Source organism: Mycobacterium sp. GA-1199 (genome assembly GCF_001500045.1).
GTDB lineage: Bacteria > Actinomycetota > Actinomycetes > Mycobacteriales > Mycobacteriaceae > Mycobacterium.
The window spans coordinates 1-24,093 of record NZ_LQIX01000055.1; the positions used below are offsets into that span (position 1 = coordinate 1).

The 24,093-nt window shown below is 67.9% G+C and carries 23 protein-coding genes; 5 read left to right on the forward strand and 18 right to left on the reverse strand.

Annotated elements, in window-relative coordinates; translation table 11 throughout:
• Positions 1-58 precede the first annotated feature (58 nt).
• From cobO to mqo, 4 genes are read right to left on the reverse strand one after another with little or no spacing between them, the layout of a single operon-like run.
• Positions 59-673 (reverse strand): cob(I)yrinic acid a,c-diamide adenosyltransferase, encoded by a 615-nt coding sequence (cobO, locus tag AU198_RS23470; protein WP_064350994.1) that lies wholly within the window; start codon positions 671-673, stop codon positions 59-61.
• A gap of 13 nt (positions 674-686) precedes the next feature.
• Positions 687-2,534: a magnesium chelatase subunit D family protein gene (locus AU198_RS23475; RefSeq protein ID WP_064350995.1), complete on the reverse strand. Its 1,848-nt coding sequence runs from the start codon at positions 2,532-2,534 to the stop codon at positions 687-689.
• Positions 2,531-2,977, reverse strand: coding sequence for a GNAT family N-acetyltransferase (locus tag AU198_RS23480; RefSeq protein WP_064350996.1), 447 nt, complete (start codon positions 2,975-2,977; stop codon positions 2,531-2,533). Before AU198_RS23480 ends, AU198_RS23475 begins: the two co-directional genes overlap by 4 nt.
• Positions 2,974-4,473: a malate dehydrogenase (quinone) gene (gene mqo, locus AU198_RS23485; RefSeq protein WP_064351188.1), complete on the reverse strand. Its 1,500-nt coding sequence runs from the start codon at positions 4,471-4,473 to the stop codon at positions 2,974-2,976. The genes AU198_RS23480 and mqo overlap by 4 nt, the downstream gene beginning before the upstream one ends.
• Before the next feature lie 181 nt (positions 4,474-4,654).
• Here mqo and AU198_RS23490 point away from each other — a divergent pair, with 181 nt between their 5' ends.
• Both AU198_RS23490 and mtr read left to right on the forward strand, forming a co-directional pair.
• Positions 4,655-5,680, forward strand: a complete 1,026-nt coding sequence (locus tag AU198_RS23490; RefSeq protein WP_156431732.1) for an alpha/beta hydrolase — start codon at positions 4,655-4,657, stop codon at positions 5,678-5,680.
• The gene (gene mtr / locus AU198_RS23495) at positions 5,677-7,092 is read left to right on the forward strand and encodes a mycothione reductase (protein ID WP_064350997.1); all 1,416 of its coding nucleotides are present in this window, start codon (positions 5,677-5,679) and stop codon (positions 7,090-7,092) included. Before AU198_RS23490 ends, mtr begins: the two co-directional genes overlap by 4 nt.
• 3 nt (positions 7,093-7,095) lie before the next feature.
• Here mtr and AU198_RS23500 read toward each other — a convergent pair whose 3' ends face one another.
• The 13 genes from AU198_RS23500 to AU198_RS23560 all read right to left on the reverse strand — a co-directional run bounded on the left by AU198_RS23500 (position 7,096) and on the right by AU198_RS23560 (position 19,480).
• Entirely contained in the window at positions 7,096-7,830 is a 735-nt protein-coding gene (locus tag AU198_RS23500; protein ID WP_064350998.1) for an energy-coupling factor ABC transporter ATP-binding protein, read from the reverse strand.
• Entirely contained in the window at positions 7,830-8,600 is a 771-nt protein-coding gene (gene cbiQ, locus AU198_RS23505; RefSeq protein ID WP_064350999.1) for a cobalt ECF transporter T component CbiQ, read from the reverse strand. Before cbiQ ends, AU198_RS23500 begins: the two co-directional genes overlap by 1 nt.
• A gap of 2 nt (positions 8,601-8,602) precedes the next feature.
• A complete protein-coding gene (locus tag AU198_RS23510) occupies positions 8,603-8,959 on the reverse strand; it encodes a PDGLE domain-containing protein (protein WP_064351000.1) in 357 nt (118 codons plus the stop codon).
• Positions 8,956-9,633 carry an energy-coupling factor ABC transporter permease gene (locus AU198_RS23515; RefSeq protein WP_064351190.1) on the reverse strand — a complete coding sequence of 226 codons (678 nt, stop codon included), beginning with the start codon at positions 9,631-9,633 and terminating at the stop codon, positions 8,956-8,958. The genes AU198_RS23510 and AU198_RS23515 overlap by 4 nt, the downstream gene beginning before the upstream one ends.
• Positions 9,634-9,765: 132 nt before the next feature.
• Positions 9,766-10,026 carry a hypothetical protein gene (locus AU198_RS26345; protein ID WP_156431733.1) on the reverse strand — a complete coding sequence of 87 codons (261 nt, stop codon included), beginning with the start codon at positions 10,024-10,026 and terminating at the stop codon, positions 9,766-9,768.
• Positions 10,027-10,136: 110 nt separating this feature from the next.
• Positions 10,137-12,989, reverse strand: a complete 2,853-nt coding sequence (locus AU198_RS23525) for an AfsR/SARP family transcriptional regulator (protein ID WP_064351191.1) — start codon at positions 12,987-12,989, stop codon at positions 10,137-10,139.
• 58 nt (positions 12,990-13,047) lie between these two features.
• Positions 13,048-13,911: a class I SAM-dependent methyltransferase gene (locus AU198_RS23530; protein ID WP_064351192.1), complete on the reverse strand. Its 864-nt coding sequence runs from the start codon at positions 13,909-13,911 to the stop codon at positions 13,048-13,050.
• A gap of 117 nt (positions 13,912-14,028) precedes the next feature.
• Positions 14,029-14,358, reverse strand: coding sequence for an ArsR/SmtB family transcription factor (locus tag AU198_RS23535; protein WP_165595595.1), 330 nt, complete (start codon positions 14,356-14,358; stop codon positions 14,029-14,031).
• Between the two features lie 111 nt (positions 14,359-14,469).
• On the reverse strand, positions 14,470-15,219 hold the full coding sequence (locus tag AU198_RS23540) for a FadR/GntR family transcriptional regulator (RefSeq protein ID WP_064351002.1): 750 nt from the start codon (positions 15,217-15,219) through the stop codon (positions 14,470-14,472).
• Positions 15,220-15,221: 2 nt separating this feature from the next.
• Positions 15,222-15,998, reverse strand: coding sequence for a 3-oxoacyl-ACP reductase (locus AU198_RS23545; protein WP_197416212.1), 777 nt, complete (start codon positions 15,996-15,998; stop codon positions 15,222-15,224).
• Entirely contained in the window at positions 15,995-17,359 is a 1,365-nt protein-coding gene (locus AU198_RS23550) for an aldehyde dehydrogenase family protein (RefSeq protein WP_064351004.1), read from the reverse strand. Before AU198_RS23550 ends, AU198_RS23545 begins: the two co-directional genes overlap by 4 nt.
• Complete coding sequence (locus AU198_RS23555; RefSeq protein WP_064351005.1) at positions 17,356-18,114, reverse strand: gamma-glutamyl-gamma-aminobutyrate hydrolase family protein; 759 nt, start codon at positions 18,112-18,114, stop codon at positions 17,356-17,358. Before AU198_RS23555 ends, AU198_RS23550 begins: the two co-directional genes overlap by 4 nt.
• Entirely contained in the window at positions 18,101-19,480 is a 1,380-nt protein-coding gene (locus AU198_RS23560) for a glutamine synthetase family protein (protein WP_064351006.1), read from the reverse strand. The genes AU198_RS23555 and AU198_RS23560 overlap by 14 nt, the downstream gene beginning before the upstream one ends.
• Before the next feature lie 196 nt (positions 19,481-19,676).
• Between AU198_RS23560 and AU198_RS25985 the strand changes: the two genes are divergently transcribed.
• The 3 genes from AU198_RS25985 to ngg all read left to right on the forward strand — a co-directional run bounded on the left by AU198_RS25985 (position 19,677) and on the right by ngg (position 23,522).
• Positions 19,677-19,823 carry a hypothetical protein gene (locus AU198_RS25985; protein WP_231744766.1) on the forward strand — a complete coding sequence of 49 codons (147 nt, stop codon included), beginning with the start codon at positions 19,677-19,679 and terminating at the stop codon, positions 19,821-19,823.
• A gap of 130 nt (positions 19,824-19,953) precedes the next feature.
• Positions 19,954-21,759, forward strand: a complete 1,806-nt coding sequence (locus tag AU198_RS23565; RefSeq protein ID WP_064351007.1) for an N-acetylglutaminylglutamine amidotransferase — start codon at positions 19,954-19,956, stop codon at positions 21,757-21,759.
• The gene (ngg, locus tag AU198_RS23570) at positions 21,756-23,522 is read left to right on the forward strand and encodes an N-acetylglutaminylglutamine synthetase (protein WP_064351008.1); all 1,767 of its coding nucleotides are present in this window, start codon (positions 21,756-21,758) and stop codon (positions 23,520-23,522) included. Before AU198_RS23565 ends, ngg begins: the two co-directional genes overlap by 4 nt.
• Before the next feature lies 1 nt (position 23,523).
• Here the strand turns inward: ngg and AU198_RS23575 are convergent, their stop codons facing one another.
• A complete protein-coding gene (locus AU198_RS23575) occupies positions 23,524-24,087 on the reverse strand; it encodes an alpha/beta fold hydrolase (RefSeq protein WP_064351009.1) in 564 nt (187 codons plus the stop codon).
• Positions 24,088-24,093 lie beyond the last annotated feature (6 nt).

Here is a 24,093-nt window from a genome sequence, read left to right on the forward strand (position 1 = left end):
GCGTGTCGTATGCAAACACGCACGCTCGCGCGGTCAGGGCGAGTAGCGCGAAGGAGGGTCACCACTCGATGCCCTTCTGGCCCTTGCGGCCGACGTCCATCGGGTGCTTGACCTTGGTCATCTCGGTGACCAGATCCGCGGCATCGAGCAACTGCTGCGGGGCGTCGCGCCCGGTGATGACGACGTGCTGCCTCCCGGGTCGCGAACGGATCGTCTCGACCACCTCGTCCACGTCGATCCAGCCCCACTTCAGCGGGTAGGTGAACTCGTCGAGCACATAGAAGTCGTGGCGTTCGTCGGCGAGCCTCCGCGCGATCTCGGCCCAGCCGTCGGCGGCCGCGGCGGCGTGGTCCACCTCGTCGCCGTGTTTGCGCGACCAGGACCACCCCGACCCCATCTTGTGCCACTGCACCGGCCCCCCGACGCCGTGCTCGTCGTGCAGCTTGCCGAGCTCGCGAAAGGCCGCTTCTTCACCCACCTTCCACTTGGCGCTCTTGACGAACTGGAACACCGCGATGTCGAAACCCTGATTCCATGCGCGCAGCGCCATGCCGAACGCCGCGGTCGACTTGCCCTTACCCGCACCGGTGTGCACGGCGAAGAGCGGAGCGTTGCGGCGCGCGCGGGTGGTCAACCCGTCGTCGGGAACCGTCAGCGGCTGACCCTGAGGCATACGAAAACCCCTTTCAGGCGGCGGTGCGGACGACGTCGGTGAGGCTGTCCGCCCGGAGTTGGGCCAGCCGCACCGCCGGGGCGCCCAGTTGTTCGGCGAGCGCTTCGGCCAAGCCCAGCCGCACATACGACGTTTCGCAGTCCACCACGACGGCGGCGGCGCCTTCGGCCACCAACCGCGCGGCGGCCGATCGCGTACGCCCCAACGGGTCGGCACCGCCGGTGGCGCGCCCGTCGGTCAGCACCACCACCAGACTGCGCCGCGCGCGGTCGCGGGCCTTCTCCCGGATGACCAGGTCGCGGGCCGCCAACAGACCTTCCGCCAGAGGCGTCTTACCGCCGGTGTCGAAGCGGGCCAGCCGCCGGCTCGCGATATGCACCGACGACGTCGGGGGCAGCAAGACTTTCGCGGCGCGCCGGCGGAATGTGATGACGGCGACCTTGTCGCGCCGCTGATAGGCGTCGCGCAGCAGCGACAGCGCCGCGCCGCCGACCGCGGACATCCGGTCGCGCGCGGCCATCGAACCCGACGCGTCGACCACGAAGATCACCAAATTCCCTTCGCGGCCCTCCCGGATCGCGCGCCGCACATCACCGGGCTGCGGCCGGGGCGCTCCTGGCCTCCCTTGCCGCTCCACGGCCGCCAGCAGGGTGCCGAACACGTGCACACCGTGACCGGTCCGACCGTCGGACGTGGCCGAAATCGTCTTGCCGGTGCGATTACGCGCCCGCGACCGGCGACCGGGCGCCCCCTCGCCCACCCCGGGCACCACCAGTGAGCGGGTGCGGAACACCGCCGAGGGTGCGGCGCTCGGTCGTGAAACACCACCCGAATCCCGTTGCGACGGTTGCCCGTCGCGGCCGTCACCCTCCGGCGATGACGCGCCACCGCCTGGCGGCTCGGGGTCGGGGTTCTCGTCGGTGGCCTCGTCGGCCTGGGCCATCGCGTCGTCGAGTTGGCCTGGGTCGAGGCCGGGATCGTCGAACGGGTCGCGGCGTCGGCGGTGCGGCAGCGCAAGTTCGGCGGCCACCCGGATGTCCTCCTCGGACACCACGTCGGCCCCGCGCCACGCGGCGTGCGCGACGGCGGTCCTGGCGACCACCAGGTCGGCGCGCATCCCGTCGACGTCGAACGCCGCGCACAGCGCCGCTATGCGACGTAATTCGCTGTCCGGCAACGAAACCGAATTGACCGACCTGCGGGCCGTCGCGACACGCCGTGCCAGCTCGGCGTCGGCTTCGGCGTAGCGCTGCGCGAACCCGGCGCGATCGGCCTCGTACGCCATACGCTGCCGGATCACCTCGACGCGCACGTCGACGTCGCGCGATGCCCGCACGTCGACGGTGAGGCCGAACCGGTCGAGCAGCTGCGGACGCAGTTCGCCCTCTTCGGGATTCATCGTGCCGATCAGAACGAAGCGTGCCTCGTGACTGTGCGACACCCCGTCGCGCTCGACGTGCACCCGGCCCATCGCCGCGGCGTCGAGCAGCACGTCGACCAGATGGTCGTGCAGCAGGTTCACCTCGTCGACGTAGAGCACGCCGCCGTGCGCGCGGGCGAGGAGCCCCGGCGAGAACGCGTGCTCACCGTCGCGCAACACCTTCTGCAGGTCCAGCGAGCCGACCACCCGGTCCTCGGTGGCACCTATCGGCAGTTCGACCAGCTGACCCGTAACGCCCGACGCCCCGTCTGCCGCGGCGGCCGTTTCCAGCACCTTGGCCAGCCCCCGCACCGCCGTCGACTTCGCGGTGCCCTTCTCCCCGCGGATCAGCACCCCGCCGATGTCGGGTCGGATCGCGCACAGCAGCAGCGCCAGCCGCAGACGGTCATGTCCGACGATCGCGCTGAAGGGATAGGTCACGGCTTCAGCATAGGGACGTGCGGAATGCCGTCCTGCATGAACTCCTCTCCGTCGCGGACGAAGCCGAGGCGGGCATACATATCGGCCAGGTACGTCTGCGAGTCGATGCGGCAGGGATAGTCGCCCACCTCGGCCAGCGCGGCCTGCAGCAGCCGGGTGGTGTGCCCACGCCCGCGCGCCTCGCGTTTGGTGCACACCCGCCCGATGCGGAAACCCTTCTGCCCACCGGGATGCTCCTCCATCAGACGCAGCGTCGAAATGACCTCACCGGTGGCGGTTTCCAGCCAGAAATGCCGCGTCTCGGCGAGCAGATCGCGGCCGTCCAGTTCGGGATACGGAATGGCCTGCTCCACGACGAAGACCTCGACCCGCAGCTTGAGCAGTTCGTAGAGCGTTGCGGCGTCGAGGTCGCGAGACCAACTGCGGCGCAGCGCAACCGTCATCCCGTGGCCACCGCCGAGGACTCGTCAAGACGCAGCACCCGCGTTCCGTGCGACCACACCTCGTCGAACAGCGCCGGCTCGGACGACAACTCGTGTCCCAGCGAAGGCACCATGTCCTTGATCTTGGACTCCCACGCCGAATAGCGCTTGGCGAAACAGCGTTGCAGCACCTCGATCATCGCGGGCACCGCGGTGGAGGCGCCCGGGGATGCGCCGAGCAGCCCGGCGATGGTGCCGTCACCGGAGGTGAGCACGGTGGTGCCGAAGTCCAGCACACCCTTGCCGCTCTTACCGCAGATGACCTGCACCCGTTGCCCCGCCACGTTGAGCTCCCAGTCCGATTCCGTTGCACTGGGCGCGAATTCGCGTAACGCTTCGATTCGCTCGGCATCCGACAGCATCAGCTGGCCCACCAGGTACCTGAGCAGTCCGAACTGGGTGAGTGCGACGTTGACCATCGACGCGACGTTGTTGAGCGTGATGGATTCGGGCAGGTCGAACACATCGCCCTGCTTGAGGAATTTCGGTGACCAGCCCGCGAACGGCCCGAACAGCAACCAGGACCGGCCGTTGATGACGCGCGCGTCCAGGTGTGGAACCGACATCGGCGGCGCGCCCACCGGAGGCTGCCCGTACACCTTGGCCCGATGCGCATTGGTCAGGCGCGAGACGTCCGTGCGCAGGAACTTGCCGCTGACCGGGAAGCCGCCGAAGTTCTTGGCCTCCTTCATGCCTGCCTTCTGCAACAGGTTCAACGCCCCGCCGCCCGCGCCGACGAACACGAAGCCGGCCCTGAGCTTGCTGGTGCGCCCGGTGCGTAGATTGGCCAGTTTGAGGGTCCACGAACCGTCGGACTCCTGGCGCAGATCGCGTGCCTCGTGCCCGAAGTATGTGGTCATACCGCGCTGGGCGACGTAGCCCAGCAACTGGCGGGACAGGGCACCGAAGTCGACGTCGGTGCCCTGGTCGGTCCAGTTGAGCGCGACCGGTTCGGAGAAGTCGCGCTTTTCGGCCATCAGCGGCAGCCGCCGCGCGAACTCGTCCTCGTCCTCGATGTACTCCATGCGTGCGAACAGCGGGTTCGTCACCAACGTGTCGTAGCGGCGCCGCAGATACTTCACGTTGTCCTCGCCGTGCACGAAGCTCACGTGCGGGATCGGGTTGAGGAAACTGCGCGGATCGCTGATCAACCCGTTCTCCACCGCGTACGCCCAGAACTGGCGCGTCATCTGGAACTGTTCGTTGACGCGCACCGCCTTCGAGATGTCGATCGACCCGTCGGGCTGTTGCGGGGTGTAGTTCAACTCGCACAGCGCCGAGTGGCCGGTGCCCGCGTTGTTCCACGCATCGCTGCTTTCGGCGGCCGCCGCGTCAAGGCGCTCGATCAGTGTGATCGACCAGTCCGGCTCCAGCAGCCGCAGCAAGGCGGCCAATGTTCCGCTCATGATGCCGGCCCCGATGAGCACGACGTCGGTCTTCCTCGGTTCGTCAGACACTCTCAGTTCCCCCGACTGGACTCGGTCTCTCGCGGCGGCCAGTGAAATCCGGCCCCGGTCATGGTCGATCATCAGGTTAGCCCGCAAACGGCGTTCTCAATCCCCGCGCGATCCCCGCCCGCACAACCCGTCGGCCCCGCTTCACCCGGCGGCACGGGCAGTCGCGACTATCGTTGCTGTCGTGCTCGACTGGAAGCCAGACGTGCTGCCGGGCTACTGGCAGCACACGATGGCCCTCGGCGCGGACCCGGACGGGGAGGGCGAGCTCGTCGCCACCCTGGTGCGCCGCGGCGAACCGGATCGGTCGGCCACGCGCGCGGTGCTGTTGGTACACGGCTTCACCGACTACTTCTTCAACACCGAGCTCGCCGACCACTTCGCCGGTCGCGGATTCGCCTTCTACGCGATCGACCTGCACAAATGCGGACGGTCGTGGCGTGAGGGCCAGACGCCTCACTTCACCACCGACCTGGCCCGCTACGACGTCGAACTCGAGCGTGCACTCGACGTCATCGGCGCGGTGTCCCCGGCCGAGGTCCTGGTGTACGGGCACTCGGCCGGTGGACTCATCGTGTCGCTGTGGTTGGACCGGTTGCGTCGCGGCGGGCTGACCGGAGGCAAACGCATCGGTGGCCTCGTGCTGAACAGCCCGTGGCTCGACCTGCAGGGACCGTCGATCCTGCGGGCCGCGCCGACGCGTGCCGCGCTGGGCGCCGTCTCGCGGGTGAGAAAGCGGCTGGTGGTGCGTCCGCCGAGCGAGGGTGGATACGGTTCGTCGCTGCACCGCGATTACCACGGCGACTTCGACTACGACCTGAAGTGGAAGCCCGTGGGCGGCTTTCCCGTCACCACGGGCTGGATCGCCGCGATCCGCCGCGGCCACGCGACACTTCACCGCGGTCTCGACGTCGGTGTGCCCAACCTCATCCTGCGCTCGGACCGCAGCGTGCGCGAGGTCAGGAACCCTGACGCGATTCAGCGTGGCGATGCGGTGCTCGACGTCAGACAGATCGCCCGATGGGCGGGGTGCATCGGAAACCGGACCACGATCGTGCCCATCGTCGATGCCAAGCACGACGTGTTCCTGTCGGTACCCGACGCGCGGCAGGCCGCCTACGACGAACTGGACCGGTGGCTGGATTGGTACCTCGACCCGGCCGCCCGCGGCTCCGCTGTCACCCGTTCCCCAGGAGGCTGGTCGTCATGACGCACTTCGACATCGCGATCATCGGAACCGGCTCGGGCAACTCCATTCTCGACGAGCGCTACATCGACAAGAAGATCGCGATCTGCGAGCAGAGTGTGTTCGGCGGCACCTGCCTCAATGTCGGCTGCATCCCGACGAAGATGTTCGTCTACGCGGCCGGTATCGCCGACAACGTCAGGGACGCGGCGCGATACGGCGTCGACGCGCACATCGACGCGGTGCGCTGGCCCGACATCGTCTCGCGGGTGTTCGGTCGGATCGACCCGCTGGCCGTCGCGGGAGAGAACTACCGCCGCTCCTCACCGAACGTGCAGGTGTTCTCCAGCCACACCAGGTTTGCGCCCACCCGGCCCGACGGCCGGTACGCGCTGCGCACCGACGACGGCGACGAGTTCACCGCCGACCAGGTGGTGATCGCGGCCGGATCCCGGGTGGTGGTGCCAGACGCGGTCACCGAATGCGGTGCGCCGTACCACACCAGCGACACGATCATGCGGATCACCGATCTACCCGAGCATCTCATCATCGTCGGCGGCGGTTATGTCGCTTGCGAGTTCGCCCACATCTTCTCGTCACTCGGCAGCCGCATCACGCTGCTGATCCGCGGCAGCAGCCTGCTGCGCGGCCACGACGACGAGATCGCGATGCGCTTCACCGACATCGCCGCCAAGAAGTGGGAAGTGCGCAACCATCACGAGCTCGTCGACGCGCACGAGGTCGACGGCGGCGTCGAAGTCACCTGCCAGGACGGCTCGACGCTGCGCGGTGACGCGCTGTTGGTGGCCACCGGCCGCGTCCCCAACGGTGACACGCTCGACGCCGAGAACGCCGGAGTGAAGGTGACCGCGAGCGGACAGGTCGTCGTCGACGAATATCAACGCACAACGGCGCGCGGCGTTTTCGCGCTCGGCGACGTTTCCTCGGACTATCAGCTCAAGCATGTGGCCAACCACGAGGCGCGCGTGGTCAAGCACAATCTCCTGCAGGACTGGGATGACACGGACGCGCTGATGCCGGCCAACCACCGTCATGTGCCGTCGGCAGTCTTCACCGACCCGCAGATCGCCAGCGTCGGATTGACCGAAAACGAGGCGCGCGCACGGGGTTTCCGGATGAGGGTCAAGATCCAGGACTACGCAGACGTCGCCTACGGATGGGCGATGGAGGACACCGTGGGTATCGCCAAGCTCATCGTCGACGACGACACCGGACTGCTCCTGGGCGCCCACATCATGGGCCATCAGGCGTCATCGCTGATCCAGCCGGTCATCCAGGGCATGGCGTTCGACCTGCCCGCGCAGGAGATGGCGCGCGGGCAGTACTGGATTCACCCCGCGCTGCCGGAGGTCATCGAGAACGCCTTGCTGGCGCTGTGCGGTGAGCCCCCCTGGCCGCCCTCGCGACGGCACTAGTCGCTAGCGGGCCGGCACCTCGAAGCCCCACGGCAGCTCCAGCCGGTGCGCGGCAAGCAGTTCGGCGTCGGCCAGGACATCGCGGATGGGGCCGTCGGCCACGATTACGCCGCGGTCCATCACGACCGCCCGCTCGCACAGCAGGGCGGCGTAGGGCAGGTCGTGGGTGACGATCAGCATCGTGGAGTCCAGTGCGGACAATGTCTCGGCCAATTCCCGGCGGGCGACGGGATCGAGGTTCGCCGACGGTTCGTCGAGCACCAGGATGTCGGGCCGGCATGCCAGCACGGTCGCCAACGCCGCGCGGCGACGCTGGCCCGCCGACAGGTGGGTGGGGCTGCGGTCGGCCTCTTCGGTGAGCGACACCGTCTCCAGCGCTTCTCGCACCCGGTCGGCCAGCTCGTCGCCGCGCAACCCGAAGTTCGCGGGACCGAACGCCACGTCCTGTGCGACGGTCGGCATGAACAATTGGTCGTCGGGGTCTTGGAATACGAGGCCCACGCGCCTGCGCACATCGTGAAGTGTTTTGCGGGACAGCGCGACATCGCCGATCCGCACCGTGCCCGATGTCGCGGCGAGTACACCGTTGAGGTGCAGCATGAGAGTGGTCTTGCCCGCGCCGTTGGGCCCCAGCACGGCGATGCGTTCCCCGCGGGACACGGTCAGGTCGACACCGTCGAGGGCCACGTGACCGTCCGGGTACACGTGGCGCAGGCCCTCGATCGTGATCGCGTTCATCACAGCACCCACGCGGCCGTCGCAACCGCGACCGCGGCTACGGCCGGTGCCATCACGATCACCCACTGCGACGCGACCGCCCGTGGTGGCGCGCCGATCACGGCCAGATCCGGTGCGTTGCCGTCGAACCCGCGCGACAGCATCGCGACGTAGACCCGCTCACCTCGTTCATAGGACCGCAGGAACAGTGCGCCGATGCCCTTGGCGATCGCGCCCGCCTGGTGCAGGGCGCGCGGCGAATCGCCACGCGAAATGCGCGCCATACGCATCCGGCTCGTCTCGGCGGCCAGCAGGTCGACGTACCGAATCATCAGCACCAGAACCGACGTCGCGACCGCGGGCACTCCGAGCCGGCCTAGCGCGGTGGGCAATTCGGTCGTCGAGGTGGTGGCGGCCAGAGTCAAGGCCGCCGCGACCCCGAGGGTGCCCTTGATGACGATGCCCCATGCCGCCCACAACCCGGCGACCGAGAGCTGCATCCCCGCAACGTCGATGCGCTCGCCCCCTTCGGCGAACGGCAGCAGCACGGCCAGGATGAGGAACGGCGCTTCGATCAGCATCCGCGGCAGAACCCACCGCAGCGGAATTCGTGCCAGACGCCAGACGCCGACGACTATCGCGGCGTAGACGGCGAAGGGCCAGAACATCTCCCGCGGCGTCGCGACGACCGCGAGCACGAACACCAGAAGGCAGACGACCTTCACCTCGGCGGGGGCGCGGTGCACGACCGACTCGTCGTGCCTGTAGAGGGGATGAGCGCCCGCGCCCATGGTCAGCTAGATCCGTTGCGGTCGGTCACTTTGCGGCTGCGCGCAATCAGCCAGAACACCGATCCGGCGACGACAACCGTCGCGAGCACGCCGATGATCCCGGCGATCCCACCGGTGCCGTCGCGTCCACCGATCGCGTAGTCGGCGAGCGGGGACGACGCCAGGCTGTGTTCCTCGGCGTGCTGCGCGATGCACTGTCCGGTGAGTTCCTCGCCGCCGGCGGTCTCGACGACCTCGCACCCGCGCAGCGTCGTCGAGTCGAGCCCGTCAGGACTGGAACTGGCGAAGTACGACACCGCGCCGGCGATCAGCAGCGTGACGACCGCGAACACCGCCCAGAACTGCCAGCGCGACCTCATACCGCGACCCCCTGCCGGCTCCGGCGCAACAGGTAGACCAGGTCGGGACGCGAACGGGCGACCGCCATCACGGTGACCGCAGTGATCACGCCCTCCCCGATGCCGATCAGCGCATGGGTGCCGAGCATGTAGCCGGTGACCGCGCCCAGCGACGTGGTGGCCGCTCCACCGATCGCGTATTCGACAACGAATCCCATTGCTGCACAGATGGTTCCGATCAGTGCGGCGACGAACGCGATGGCGCCCAGCCCGGCCACCGGGACGTCCCGGCGCCTGCGCGCAACGGAGTACAGGAGCACTGCGGTCCCGTAACCCGCGACCAAACCGATCACTGCCATGTTGACGATGTTGGTGCCCAGCGCCGTCACACCCCCGTCGGCGAACAGCAACGCCTGCACGACCAGCACGATCGCGATGCACAGCGCCCCGGTGAACGGGCCGACGAGGATCGCGGCGAGCGCGCCGCCGAGCAGGTGGCCGCTGACGCCGGGGAGGATCGGGAAGTTGATCATCTGCACAGCGAAGATGAACGCCGCAACGAGCCCCGCCAGCGGCACCGTGCGCTCATCGAGTTCGTTTCGGGCTTTGGCCGCGCAGAACGCGACGGCGGCGACAGCGATGACGCCGAAGACGACCGAGGTCGGGGCGTTGACGATGCCGTCGCTCATGTGCATCGCGACGTACGAAGAGGTCACCCCGCGAGCCTAGAGCTCCCACCGAACACCTGTCTAGCTGAACAGGTGTTCATGCGAGCTTTGGCCTCCGGCGATACCGGGCGGGCACCAATGGCCCGCCCGGTCATCGCCTCAGCTGAGGCAAAGCCGGTGGTAGGTGTCCAGGGTGCGATTGGCAATATGAGTCCAATCCTTTTCCGCCTGCTTATCACCCTGTTGACGTGCCACGTTGGCTACATGAATGGCGCTATCGGCCGACGCAGCGATCGCTGCGCAATTGGCTTGCCTCGGCTTGGCTGCGGCAGTACCTGTGGTGAGACCGGCGACTGCCGGCGTCGCGAGGGCCGCGGACAGCAACGCGGCGGCGATCGCCCGGTTGAGCACTGTGGCCATGATGTTTTCTCCTTCGCTTGTCGTCCGCGGGCCGTTCCCGCGAAACTGTGACGGCATCACCGTCTCGCGCGCGGCTTCGGTCTTCGTTGACGAAATGTGAAACGCGCAGTTCAGCGGGAGTTATCGCAATAGCGCAGCAGGGTTACCCGGGCGAGCGCCACCGCCTCGGCGCCCGTCGGACCGACGTGCTCAGGATCTGCTTCGGCGTCGTTGAGCGGCGAATCCTTTCCGGCGGTAACCAACGACCGGTGAAGGGCGAGCGCATCGTCGTCAGCCCCGACTCGCACGAAGAACCGCGTCACGTAACGCAGGTTGAGCCACTGTTGACTCCAGTCCCCCACCCGATCCCAGTGATCCAGCACGTCGATGAAAGCGGTTGCCGCTTCGGCGGGTTCACCGTGCACGGCCCGGGTCGACGCGGCCTCCATCAGCGCGATGCCGTACCACCACAGGTTGCGCACCGATGCGGCCAGCGCGGCAGCCTCGTCGAACAGTTGCAGCGCGCGATCGGGCTCGGATTTCTTGAGCACCAGACCGAGCGCGTAGCGAGCCATCGATTGTGCGGTGGCATTACGCGTTTCCTCCGCGACATGCACCGCCTCTTCCGCCGCGGCTACCCCTTCGGCCGGGACGTGCAGCGCAGCATGGCATATCGCGACGTAGAAGAGCGTCCACACCAGACGAATCGGGTCGGAATCAGTCCTGGCCCGCTGCGCCTCGGCCTCGTAGTGCAGCAGAGCCGTTTGGGCATCACCCTCGTACAGCGCGACGTCGGCGAGCACATCACCGGGATAGGCGACCCGGGCGGCGCCACGCGCGGGCGCACGCCCCTGCGCGAGGTTCGCGAGTGTCCGGGCCTTGTCGAACTCGCCTCTGTTCCACGCTCCTCGCGCGGCGAAGCCGACGGCCGCGGCGTAGAGCGGATGAGTGGATTCGGCCACCTCGACGGCGCGCTCGGCCCAGGCGGCCGACTCGTAGCTGTGACGCAGGTGGACGACTTCGGGTAGCGAGGTCACCAGCCGAAGCGCGGTGTCGACGTCATGGACCGACAGCGCGTGCTCGAACGCGACGCGCAGGTTGTCGTAATCGGGCAGCAATCTGTCCACCCACGTCCGCTCGTCGGGGCCGTGCATGCCGGCAGCCGCACATTGGGCCAGCGCGGTGAAATACTCGGCATGCCGCGATGCCACTGACTTGTCGATACCGTTGACCTGCAGTCGATTGCGGCCGTAGGCGCGCAGCATCTCCAGAACGGTGTACCGCGTCCGCTCGGTCGCCGCCTGCATGCCCACCATCGACTTGTCAACGAGTCCGGTGATCTCATCGAGCGTGTCGTCCTCCTCGCCCCCACCGCACACCGCGTGCGCCGCTTCCAGGTCGCAGCCGCCGGCAAAGACGGACAACCGTGAGAACAGTTGCCGCTCTGCCTCGGTGAGTAGCTCATAGGACCAGTCGATCGTCGCGACGAGGCTCTGCTGACGAGGGATCCCCCGGGCGCCTCCGCTGAGCAGCCGCAGACCGTCCAGCCGGCGTGCGACGTCGAGACTGCTCATGGCGCGCATCCGGGCGGCGGCCAGTTCGATCGCCAGCGGCAGACCGTCGACGCGTCGGCAGATCTCGGCGACGGCGCCCACGGGTTCGTGCTCCAGCGCGAAATCGGGCCGGCTGGCCTTGGCCCGGTCGGCGAACAGCCGGGTGGCCTCGCCGATCGGCAACGGTGATACGGGCCAGATATGTTCCCCGTCAACGCCGATCGCTTCCCGGCTGGTGGCCAGGATCACGACGTCGGGGCAGCTGCCGACGATCGAGTCGATGAGCCGCGCGACCGCATCGAGCAGGTGCTCGCAATTGTCCAGAACCAGCAGTAGGTTTTTCGTTCGCAGGTAGTCGATCACTGTTTCTTCGATGCCGAGCCCGTGGCGTTGTTGCAGATGAAGTGCGGTCGCCACGGTATGGCCAACGGCGGCAACGTCATCCAGTGGTGCGAGCTCGACCAGCGTGACGCCGTCGGCGAAGCACGCCTCGGCTCTGGCCGCGGCCTCGAGGGCTAGGCGGGTCTTGCCTACGCCGCCGACTCCGGTCAACGTCACCAGCGAACGGTCACGCAAGACGTCCGATACGTGCGCGACGTCGTCGTCGCGGCCGATGAAACTGGTGCTCCGTCGTGGAAGGTTCGTCCGCGGTCGCGCGCTGACGGCCGCGGGTGCTCCGACCGGCAGAGCCGCACGCTCCGGATCACCCTCCAGGAGCTGCACATGCACCTGCTGCAGCGCCGGACTCGGATCCGCACCCAGTTCCTCGACGAGACGTTCACGTACCGTACGGAACGTCTCGAGGGCGTCGGCCTGACGACCGCACCGGTACTGCGCCAACATCAGCTGCGCCGTCAGGCGCTCGTCCAGCGGGTGCTCCGCCAGCATGGTGGTCAGGTCGGGGAGCAACTCGGCATGTCGGCCGGCCCGCAACCCGGCATCGTTGCGATCCAGCGCGACGGCCAGTCGTTCGGTGTGCAGGGCGCTTCTGACCTCGTTCAGCCAGGGGGTGTCGAGGGTGACGAACGGATCGCCACGCCACAGCCGCAGCGCCCGGCCGAACAGGTCGTGCGCTTCGATGGGATCCACGGCGGCGCGCGCCTGGTTGGCCAGGTGCCGGAAGCGGTACAGGTCAACGGTCATCGGGTCGGCCACCAGCACGTAACCGCCGGACTCCCGCTTGATTTCGGCGTCTCCGCTACGCCCGATGACTGCTCGTAACCGAGATACATACGCGGCCAGCGCATTACGTGCGCGATAGGGCGGTTCGTCGGCCCACACCCGATCGATCAGCTGATCGGAGGGAACCGGGCGGTTGAGGTCGATCAGCAAAGCGACGAGAACCGCACGCTGTCGCGCATGCCCGACATCGACGCGTTCACCGTCGACGTCGGCCCCGATGTCGCCGAGCAACCGGAACACCACCGTCACGCTCACAGCTTTCACCAGGCCGCAGCGGGTGTCCGCAGTATTCGGCAAGTATGGGCAATCAGCGCGCCGGGGCCGGCTTCGTGGCGGTGACCAGGAGATACTCGGCGTCATAGGAGGTGCCCGTCGGCCCCGGGACGGTGTTCCAGTCGTCGAGAAACTGCAGGAAGTCGCGGTCGAGGTCGGCGATCCGCGCTGGCTGACCGGCGTTGAACGCATAGGTGGCGATCGTCGGCCCGTAGTTGCGCTTCCAATACTCCCTGAAGTCGAGCGGACTCGGACAATGGTCCATCCGAACGGTTCGCCGCTGCGTCCGCAAGTCCGTCACCCGGCGGCCGAGCAGCGACCGCACATGAGCTTCGTCTCCCCACAGGGGCGCGGGACTCGCGCCGGGCGGTGGCGGCGGCGCGTAGGGCTTCATCGTCTTGAACAGGTTGCCGATGAAGCCTTCCGGAGTCCAGTTGATCATTCCGATGGTTCCGCCCGGCCGGCACACTCGCACGAGCTCATCGGCGGCGGCCTGGTGGTGCGGCGCGAACATCACACCGACACATGACATGACGACATCAAAGCTGTTGTCGGCGAAGGGCATCGCCTCGGCATCGGCTTCGACCCATTCGATCTGGACTCCGTGCCGCTCGGCGATCGCGCGCCCCGCGGTGAATAATTCGGGCGTGAGATCGCTTGCCGTGACGATCGCTCCCGCGGCGGCCGCCGGGATGGCCGCGTTGCCGGAGCCCGCGGCGACGTCGAGCACGCGGTCGCCCGCGCGGACTGCGCAGGCGCGCACCAGTTCAGGGCCCAGCTCGGGAATCAGCTCGGCCGCGACGGCCGGGTAGTCACCCGAAGCCCACAGTGCCCGGTGTTTGACCTTCAGCTGGCGGTCGGCATCGTGTTCGGTCGCGTTCTCGAGGATGTTGTTCATGGTGTCCGCCTCGGTGTCGGTGCCCGCCCGCCGGCGGGCATGTTCGTCTGACGTCGTCGACGATCGGTCGAGGATGTGAAGCAACGATTCGGAAATCGTGAAATGCCCTGGTCAGAGTCAGCCGTGCCGGGCGCCGATCCAATGCAGCAGGTCGTGGACGATGTCGTCGTCGAGGCGGTAGCTGACGGCCCGTCCCACCCGCGTGGCGCTGACCCAGCCCTGCTGGCGCAACACGCGAAGCGCCTGCGAGACGGCGTTTTCCGACCGGCCCAATGCCGAGGCGAGGTCTCCGACGCGGATCCCGGGAACCCGATGCAGGGTGAGCAGGATCTCGAGGCGATGCGGGTCCGACAACAGATCGAACCGCTGCGTCCAGCTGGCGGTATCGACGTCGGCCAGCGCGGACGATGCGCGTTCGACGTCCACCTGGCCGACGGGCTCGTTCACGAGACTCAATGTAGCGCCGTTGTGCACGCTCGCGGGCACATGAGCGTTCGCGAATGTCGAGAAATCGGCGGTGTGTCGTGTGCAAACGCGCGCGCTCGCGACAAAAGGGGCCTAGTCGAGGAAGCCGTGCAGCAGCGCCGCGGACCCCTCGACGTGGGCCCGCATCGCCGACGCCGCGCCGTCGGCGTCGCCGGCGAGGATCGCGAGCACGATCGCCTCGTGCTGCTCGTCGGAGTGGGCGATGTTTCGTGGCAACAGCGGAATCTGGTCGAGCAGGGCGTTGAGCCGCATCCTGTTCTCGGCCAGCAGTGGGACCAGCGACGGTGATCCGGCGGCTTCGGCGATCGCCAGGTGTAGACGAGAGTCGAGACGGCGGTAATCGTCGGGGGCGGCGGCGCGGACGTCGATCATCCGGGCCCACAGCACCTCGCGTTCGGCAGCCGCGAGGGTCCGGGTGGCCGCCATCCGCGCGGCGCCGACCTCCAGGATCTCGCGGAGCCGCAACGCGTCGTCGATCTCGGCGCATGAGACCGCATCGGCCTCACCGGTTGGTCGCGGCAGCTCGTCGGCGAGGAACGTCCCGCCGTACCGTCCACGCCGCGACACCAGGTAGCCCGCGTCGGACAGCGACTTGATCGCCTCGCGCACGGTGTCACGGCTGACCCCGAGCCGTGAGGCGAGTTCACGCTCGGGCGGTAGGCACTCACCGGGCGCCAGCACGCCGAGCCGGATGGTCTGCAGGAGCCGGGCGACGGTGTCTTCAAAGGCGTTACCCCCACGCACCGGGCGCAGCAGCGCTTCGGCCGCCGCCTCCGCGGTGAAGCCGACGTGCGCCACCGGCACCTCCGAGTCAGCCGACATCGCTACAGCGGGGTGACGTAGTGACCGTTGATGCCGCCGTCGACGAGGAACGACGAGGCGGTGACGAACGACGCGTCGTCGCTGGCCAGGAACGCAACCGCCGCACCGATTTCCTCGGGTTCGGCGAACCGCCCGACCGGGACGTGCACCAGCCGTCGCGCGGCGCGTTCGGGATCCTTGGCGAACAGCTCCCGCAGCAGCGGGGTGTTCACCGGTCCCGGGCACAGCGCGTTGACCCTGATCCCCTGGCGCGCGTACTGCACGCCCAGTTCACGCGACATTGTGAGCACACCGCCCTTGGAGGCGGTGTAGGAGATCTGCGATGTCGCCGAACCCACCACGGCCACAAAGGAAGCCGTGTTGATGATCGAGCCCTTCTGCTGGGGCACCATGTGGCGCAGCGCCGCCTTGCAGCACAAGAACACCGACTTGAGGTTGACGTCCTGCACCCGCTGCCACGCGTCGATGCCGGTGTTCTCGATCAGTTCGTCCTCGGGCGGGCTGATACCCGCGTTGTTGAACGCGATGTCGATGGATCCGTGCGTCTCGGCGGCCGTGTCGAAAAGCTCGTCCACCGCGACCGGGTCGGAGACGTCGACCTGGACGAAGGTGCCGTTCAGGTCGTCGGCGACGGTTCTTCCGGCCGCCGGGTCGATGTCGCCGATGACGACGGTCGCGCCCTCGGCCGTCATCCGCTTGGCGCTGGCCAGGCCGATTCCGCTGGCGCCGCCGGTGATGACGGCGACCTTGCCCGCCAAGCGTTGCGTCAGATCCATCAGGCCTCCTGCACGGCAATGAAGACGTTTTTGGTTTCGGTGAACGACAGCGGTGCATCCGGGCCCAGTTCGCGTCCGAGACCGGATTGTTTGAACCCGCCGAACGGCGTGTTGTACCGCACCGAGGAATGCGAATTGACCGAGAGGTTGCCCGCTTCCACAGCGCGCGACACCCGTACCGCCCGCGACAGGTTCTCGGTCCAGATCGATCCGGACAACCCGTAGGGGGTGTCGTTGGCGAGCGCGATCGCATCGGCCTCGTCGTCGAACGGCAGCACGGTGACCACCGGGCCGAAGATCTCCTCGCGCACCGTGCGGTCGGTGCGCTGCGGCGTCAACACCGTCGGCGGGAACCAGTACCCGGGCCCCGAGGGAGCCGACCCGCGGAACGCGACGGGCGCGTCGTCGGGCACGAACGAGGCCACGGTGTTCCAGTGCCCCTGTGACACCAGCGGGCCCATCTCGGTGTCCTTGGCGCGCGGGTCGCCGACCACGACACCCTTGACCGCGGGCTCGAACAGCTCCATGAAGCGGTCGTAGACGTTGCGCTGCACCAGAATTCGGCTACGCGCACAACAGTCCTGACCGGCGTTGTCGAACACCCCGTACGGCGCGGTGGCCGCCGCCTGTTCCAGGTCGCAGTCGTCGAAGACGATGTTGGCGCTCTTACCGCCGAGTTCGAGGGTGACCCGCTTGACCTGTTTGGCCGCACCCGCCATGACCCGGGTGCCGACCTCGGTGGAGCCGGTGAACACGACCTTGCGCACGTCGGGGTGCGAGACGAAGCGTTCCCCGACCACCGAGCCCTTGCCGGGCAGCACACGGAACAGGTCGGCGGGGATCCCCGCCTCGACGGCCAACTCCCCCAGCCGGATCGTGGTGAGCGGCGTCCACTCGGCGGGTTTGATCAGCACCGCGTTGCCCGCGGCGAGCGCGGGCGCGAAACCCCAGGAGGCGATGGTCATCGGGAAATTCCACGGCGTGATGACGCCGACCACTCCGAGCGGCTCGTTGAAGGTCACGTCGATGCCGCCCGCGACGGGAATCTGCTTGCCCGACAGGCGCTCCGGTGCGGCGGCGTAGAACTGCAGCACATCGCGGACGTGGCCGGCCTCCCACTCGGCGTTACCGATGGGGTGCCCGGAGTTCGCGACCTCGAGCGCCGCCAGCTCGTCGATGTGAGCGTCGACCGTCGCGGCGAACGCACGCAGTGCGGCCGCCCGCTCGGCCGGCGCCTGCCGCGCCCAATCCCGTTGTGCGGCTTTCGCCCTGGCCACCGCATCGTCGACCGCGGCCTCGTCGGTCTGCTCGACGGTAACCAGCAGCTCCTCGGTCGCCGGGTTGATCACATTGGATGTGCTCAAGCATTCGCCCTTTCTCTTGCGTATGCGTCCGCCGCTTCGACGACGGCGGCGAACAGCCGCAGGTCGTCGAGGCGCTCTTCGGGATGCCACTGCACGGCCAGCACGAAATGCTCACCCGGTAGTTCGACCGCCTCGATGACCCCGTCGTCGTCCTGTGCGCTGATCACCAGCCCGTCGCCGAGTCGGTCGATCGCCTGGTGGTGGTAGCACTGCGCGTCCGACGACTCGCCGATGAGCTCGGCCAGCCGCGTGCCCGGCAGGTTGCGGACCGTCGACGTGGTGAACACCGCGTTGCCCTGCTGGTGGCGGGTGTGGCCGATGACGTCGGGCAGGTGCTGGTGCAGTGTGCCGCCCAGCGCGACGTTGAGGACCTGGGCGCCGCGGCAGATACCAAGCACCGGCATGCCGCGCCGCATCGCGCCGCGCACCAGCGCGAACTCGAACTGGTCACGACGCCGGTTGTCCTCGATGTCGGCGTCGGTGGCCGGGTGCGGGTTCTGGCCGTAGTGAGCAGGAACGACGTCGCGCCCACCGGTGATGACGACGCCGTCGAGCCCATCGAGCAACCGGTCGGCGATGTGGTCGTCAACAGGCTGCGGCGGAAGCAGAACCGGGATGCCGCCGGCCAGTTCGACGCCCTCGAAGTAGATCGCGGGCAAGAAGCTGGCCCGCACATCCCACACCCCGGTCTGCGCCTGCTGCAGGTAGGTGGTCAACCCGAGAACCGGTCTCGCCGGGATGTCAGAGCCGCTCAAAACCGCGGACCCTCTCCCAGTCCGTGACGGCGGAGTTGAACGCGGCCAACTCGACGCGGGCGTTGTTGAGATAGTGCTCGACGACCTCGTCGCCGAACGCGGCCCGCGCGACCTCGGACTTCTCGAACAGCGCCGCGGCCTCGGCGAGGGTGGTCGGAAGCCGTTCGACGCCACTGGTGTACGCATTGCCCTCGATGGGATCGGGCAACTCGAGTTCGCGTTCGATGCCGTACAGGCCGCCGGCAATCAACGCCGCGACCGCCAGGTACTGGTTGACGTCACCGCCCGGGGCCCGGTTCTCCATCCGCATGCCGTGGCCGTGGCCGACGACGCGCAGCGCACAGGTCCGGTTGTCCAGACCCCACGCGATCGCGGTCGGGGCGAAACTGGCGTCGACAAAACGCTTGTAGGAGTTGATGTTCGGCGCGTAGAACAGCGTCAGCTCCCGCAGGGTGGCCAGTTGTCCGGCCACGAAGCTGCGGAACATCGGCGACATCCCGAGCGGATCGGTTTCGTCGGCGAACACCGCTGAGCCATCTGAACTGCCGTCGTCGCGCCGCAGAGAGATGTGCACGTGGCAGCTGTTGCCTTCGCGCTCATCGAATTTCGCCATGAACGTCAGGCTCTTGCCGTGCTGGTCGGCGATCTCCTTGGCGCCGTTCTTGTAGATCGTGTGGTTGTCACAGGTGACACGGGCATGGTCGAAGCGGAACGCGATCTCCTGCTGGCCGAGATTGCACTCCCCCTTGACTCCCTCGCAGTACATGCCCGCACCGGTCATGCCGAGCCGGATGTCGCGCAGCAGCGGCTCCATCCGCGTCGAGCCGAGCATCGCGTAGTCGACGTTGTAGTCCGAGGCCGCCGTCAACCCTCGGTACCCCTTGGCCCACGCCTCGCGGAATCCGTCGTCGAACACCATGAACTCGAGCTCGGTGCCGACATAGGGCACCAGGCCGAGGTCTGCGAGCCGGTCGATCTGGCGGTTGAGGATGCTTCGCGGGGCCTGCTCCACCGGCTGGCCATCGTGCCAATTCAGGTCGGCCATCACCATCGCGGTGCCCGGCAGCCACGGAATGCGCCGCAGCGTCGAGAAGTCCGGCGTCATCACCATGTCGCCGTAGCCGGTCTCCCAACTCGACATCGAGTACCCGTCAACGGTGTTCATGTCGACGTCGACGGCCATCAGATAGTTGCAGCATTCTGCGCCGTGCTCGGCGACCACCTCGAGGAACAGCCGGGACGACACCCGCTTGCCGGTGAGCCTGCCCTGCATATCGCAGAACGCGACGATCACCGTGTCGATCTCGCCGTCGGCGACCATGCGTTCGAGATCGGCCTGCGACAACATGCCCGATGTGACGCTCATCCGTGGTGGGGCCTTTCCTTCGACAGCGCGAGATTGCGGGTAGTCAACCATTGGCTGTGACTCGGTCCGGCGTGCGCGCAAGTCTTTTACCGAAATGTCACTTCCAAAGGTAGGACACCAGACCTTTGCAAGTTTATTCCTCCTATGCCTCGTAACCGCGAGAAGGAGACCGGTCTTCTACGTACTGGGACTGCTGGTGTTCGGCTTCTACGGCAGGCACCGCCTGGTGCTGTCGCCCGAGGAGGAGTACGCCGTCACCGGGGGCCTGCACGGTTATGACCCCGGCGCCGAAGGTCTCGGCGGCACCATCGAGGACGAGATTCTCAAGGGCCACACGGACTGAGCCACCGGGCGCCGCACATTGCCCGGACGGCGAACGGCGATCGCATTTTTGCCGTCCGACCAGCGCTAACTAGACCCACGTCACACCCGTAACAGGTTTCGCTGCCGTCAACAAGGGTAATGTCGAGGGCGTGTGTGGAGCCACCGGCGAGGTGCGTCTCGACGGCCGGGTACCTGATGTGGCAGCTGTCTCGGCGATGGCCGAGGCGATGACACCCAGGGGTCCCGACTCGGCGGGCGCGTGGTCACAGGGCAGGGTCGCGCTAGGTCACCGTCGCCTGAAAATCATCGATCTGTCCGAAGCGGGCGGCCAACCCATGCTCGACTCCGAGCTGGGGTTGGCGATCGCGTGGAACGGCTGCATCTACAACTACAAGCAGCTGCGCCGCGAACTCAGCGAACACGGCTACCGGTTCTTCTCGCACAGCGACACCGAGGTGCTGCTCAAGGCGTATCACCACTGGGGCGACCGGTTCGTCGACCATCTCTTCGGCATGTTCGCGTTCGCGATCGTCGAGCGCGACAGCGGCCGGGTGCTGCTCGGCCGCGACCGGCTCGGTATCAAACCGCTCTATATCAGCGAGGATTCCGCCCGCATCCGGTTCGCGTCGTCGCTGCCCGCGCTGCTGGCCGGTGGCGAGATCGACACCCGCATCGATCCGATCGCGCTGCACCACTACATGACGTTCCACTCGGTAGTGCCCGCACCGCGCACGATTCTGCGTGGTGTCACCAAAGTGCCGCCGGCGTCGCTGATCGCGATCGAGCCGGACGGCCGCCGCACGACGAGGACGTACTGGGAGCCCGACTTCACCCGCAACCCCGACCGGTCCGACTGGTCCGAAAAGGACTGGGAGGACGCCGTTCTCGACGCTCTGCGCGTCGCCGTCGACCGACGCCTGGTCGCCGACGTTCCGGTGGGCTGCCTGCTCTCCGGCGGCGTCGACTCCAGCCTGATCGTCGGGCTGCTCGCCGAGGCGGGTCAGCACGGGCTCGCGACGTTCTCGATCGGCTTCGAATCAGTCGGCGGTGTGGCCGGCGACGAATTCAAATACTCCGACATCATCGCCGAGCGGTTCGGCACCGACCATCACCAGATCCGCATCGGCACCGACCGCATGCTGCCCGCACTCGACGGCGCGATCGGCGCCATGAGCGAACCGATGGTCAGCCACGACTGCGTCGCGTTCTATCTACTCAGCCAGGAGGTGGCCAAGCACGTCAAGGTCGTGCAATCGGGTCAGGGTGCCGACGAGGTGTTCGCCGGATATCACTGGTATCCCCCGTTGGGCGGACCGGACGCTGCCACGGTCGACGGAGCGGTGGCCAGCTACCGCAAGGCGTTCTTCGACCGCGATCGCGCAGGTTACGACGCGCTGGTGACACCGGCGTTCGCCGTCGACGGCGACCCGAGCCTGGACTTCGTCACCGAGCACTTCGCGCGGGCGGGCGCCGAGACCGGCATCGACCGCGGTCTGCGCCTGGACACCACCGTCATGCTCGTCGACGATCCGGTCAAGCGCGTCGACAACATGACCATGGCGTGGGGTCTCGAGGGTCGCGTGCCGTTCCTCGACCACGAACTCGTCGAGCTCGCGGCGACCTGCCCACCCGAGCTGAAGATCGCGCATGAAGGCAAGGGCGTGTTGAAGCAGGCAGCGCGCCAGGTGATTCCGGCCGACGTCATCGACCGACCGAAGGGCTACTTCCCGGTGCCTGCGCTCACCCATCTCGAGGGCCCGTACCTGGACATGGTGCGTGACGCGCTGTACGCGCCCGCCGCAAAGGAACGCGACCTGTTCCGACCCGCCGCGATCGACCGGTTGCTCGCCGACCCGAATGGACGGCTGACTCCGCTGCGCGGAAACGAACTGTGGCAACTGGCGCTGCTCGAACTGTGGTTGCAGCGACACGGCATCACGGGGCCCGCGGCATGACGGCGCTCGGACCCGACGCAGAGCAGACCGAAGCGATCACCCTCGGCTTGCACGACGCGTCACCGCAGCATCTCGTCGACGCGATGGCCGACGACGTCGTCATCGAGATGGGTTGGGGGCGGCTGATTTTCGGCCAGACGTTCGCCGACCCCGCCAAGCTGGCCGAGGTGCTGAGGCATGAGGGACACGGCAGACGTGACATCTGCATCTACGCCCGCGAACCCCACGTCCTGGTGTCGATGGCGCCCGCCGAACTGTTCATCGACCCCAGCCACACCTACCGGCTCCGGTTCACCGAGGACCCCGACCCCGGCAAGTCGCCGACCGGCTTCTCGGTGCGCTCCCTGCAGAGCGCCGACGACGCCGACGAGATGAACCGCGTGTACGTGCGCTGCGGCATGGTGCCCGCGCCCGTCGACGTGCTGTGGAACAACCACCAGACCCAGGACGCCCTCGACTACCTGGTCGCGGTGCGTGACGACGGCTCCGTGCTGGGCACCGTGACCGGTGTCGACCACAAACGGCTGTTCTCCGATCCGGAGAACGGTTCGAGCCTGTGGACGCTGGCCGTCGACCCGACGACGAGCCTGCCCGGTGTCGGCGCCGCGCTCACCCGGGCGCTGGCCGCGATCTACCGGGAACGTGGCCGCGCCTACATGGACCTGTCGGTCAGCCACGACAACGCCGCGGCCATCTCGCTTTACGAGAAGCTCGGTTTCGAGCGGGTGCCGGTGATGGCGGTCAAGCGCAAGAACGCGATCAACGAACCGCTGTTCACCCATCCGCCCGAAACCGTGGAAGACCTCAACCCGTACGCGCGGATCATCGCCGACGAGGCGATGCGCCGCGGCATCTGGGTCGAAGTGCTTGACGCCGAAGCCGGCGAAATGCGCCTGTCGCACGGCGGCCGCACCGTCATCACCCGGGAATCCTTGTCGGAGTTCACCTCCGCAGTGGCGATGGCGCGCTGCGACGACAAGCGACTCACCCGGCGGCTGGTGGCCGAGGCCGGCATCGCGGTGCCCAAGGGCAGGTTGGCGACCTTCGACAAGAACGATCACGAGTTTCTCGAGGAGGTCGGTGACGTCGTGGTCAAACCGACCCGGGGTGAGCAGGGCAAGGGCATCACGGTCGGCATCAGCAGCGCCGAGGACTTGGACGCAGCGCTGGCTCGCGCCCGCGAGGAACACCCGCACGTGCTGATCGAGCAGCGGGCGCCGGGCGACGACCTGCGACTGGTGGTCATCGACGGCAAGGTGGTGGCCGCCGCACTACGCAGGCCCGCCGAGGTCGTCGGTACCGGACACCACACGGTGCGCGAGCTGATCGAGGCGCAGAGCCGGCGCCGGGCGGCGGCCACGGGCGGTGAGTCCCGCATCCCGATCGACGCGGTCACCGAGTCAACGGTCACCGAAGCGGGTTGGTCGTTCGACGATGTACTCCCCGAGGGGGAGCGGCTGCGGGTGCGGCGCACCGCGAACCTGCACCAGGGCGGCACCATTCACGACGTGACCGCGAAGGTTCACCCTCACCTGTGTGACGTCGCGGTGCGGGCCGCGCACGCGATCGGCATTCCCGTCACCGGTATCGATCTGCTGGTGCCCGACGTCACCGAGCCGGAGTACGTCTTCATCGAGGCCAATGAGCGCCCCGGGTTGGCCAATCACGAACCACAGCCCACCGCAAAGGCTTTCGTCGACTTCCTGTTCCCGGGGAGCCCCGCGTTGCCGCAGGCGTGGACGCCCGAGGAGTCGCCCGCCTGACTCACCAGGTGCTGGTGCGCATCACGATCTCGGCGGCCAGCTGCGCCGTGGACTCCGCGGCGTTGCGCCTGCCCAGCAGGTCGACCATCCGGTAGTCGCCGTACACGTAGCGCTGACTGGCCTTGGCGACCGCGCGCGCCGCGGGGGTGCTGACCAGTGCCGTGGTGTTCATCTCCACCGGCGGGCAGTGCTCGTCGCGGATGACGCCCGCGGCGTCGGCGACGCGCGGATGACCGCGGTCGATGACGACCAACCCGATGAACCGGTCGAGTCGGGTGGCGGCCAGTTCCCACGCCAGCTCGCCGCCGACGCGGTCCCCCACCAACAGCGCCCATTTCACGCCGAGAGCGTCGAGGATGGCGACGACCGACTTGGCGGTCAGCCGCGGATCGGGCGGGACGACGACGGTCCGCAACGACGCGGTGTGCAGCCGCTGACACACGGCGTCATAGGCCGCGGCCGGTTGATGACCCGCCCCGAGCACCACCACCACCGAGCCCTTGTCGGGACCGGAGACGTCGACGGGCACGCTGAATCCCTCGACGGCGACCGTGGTGGATGGCATTGGGCC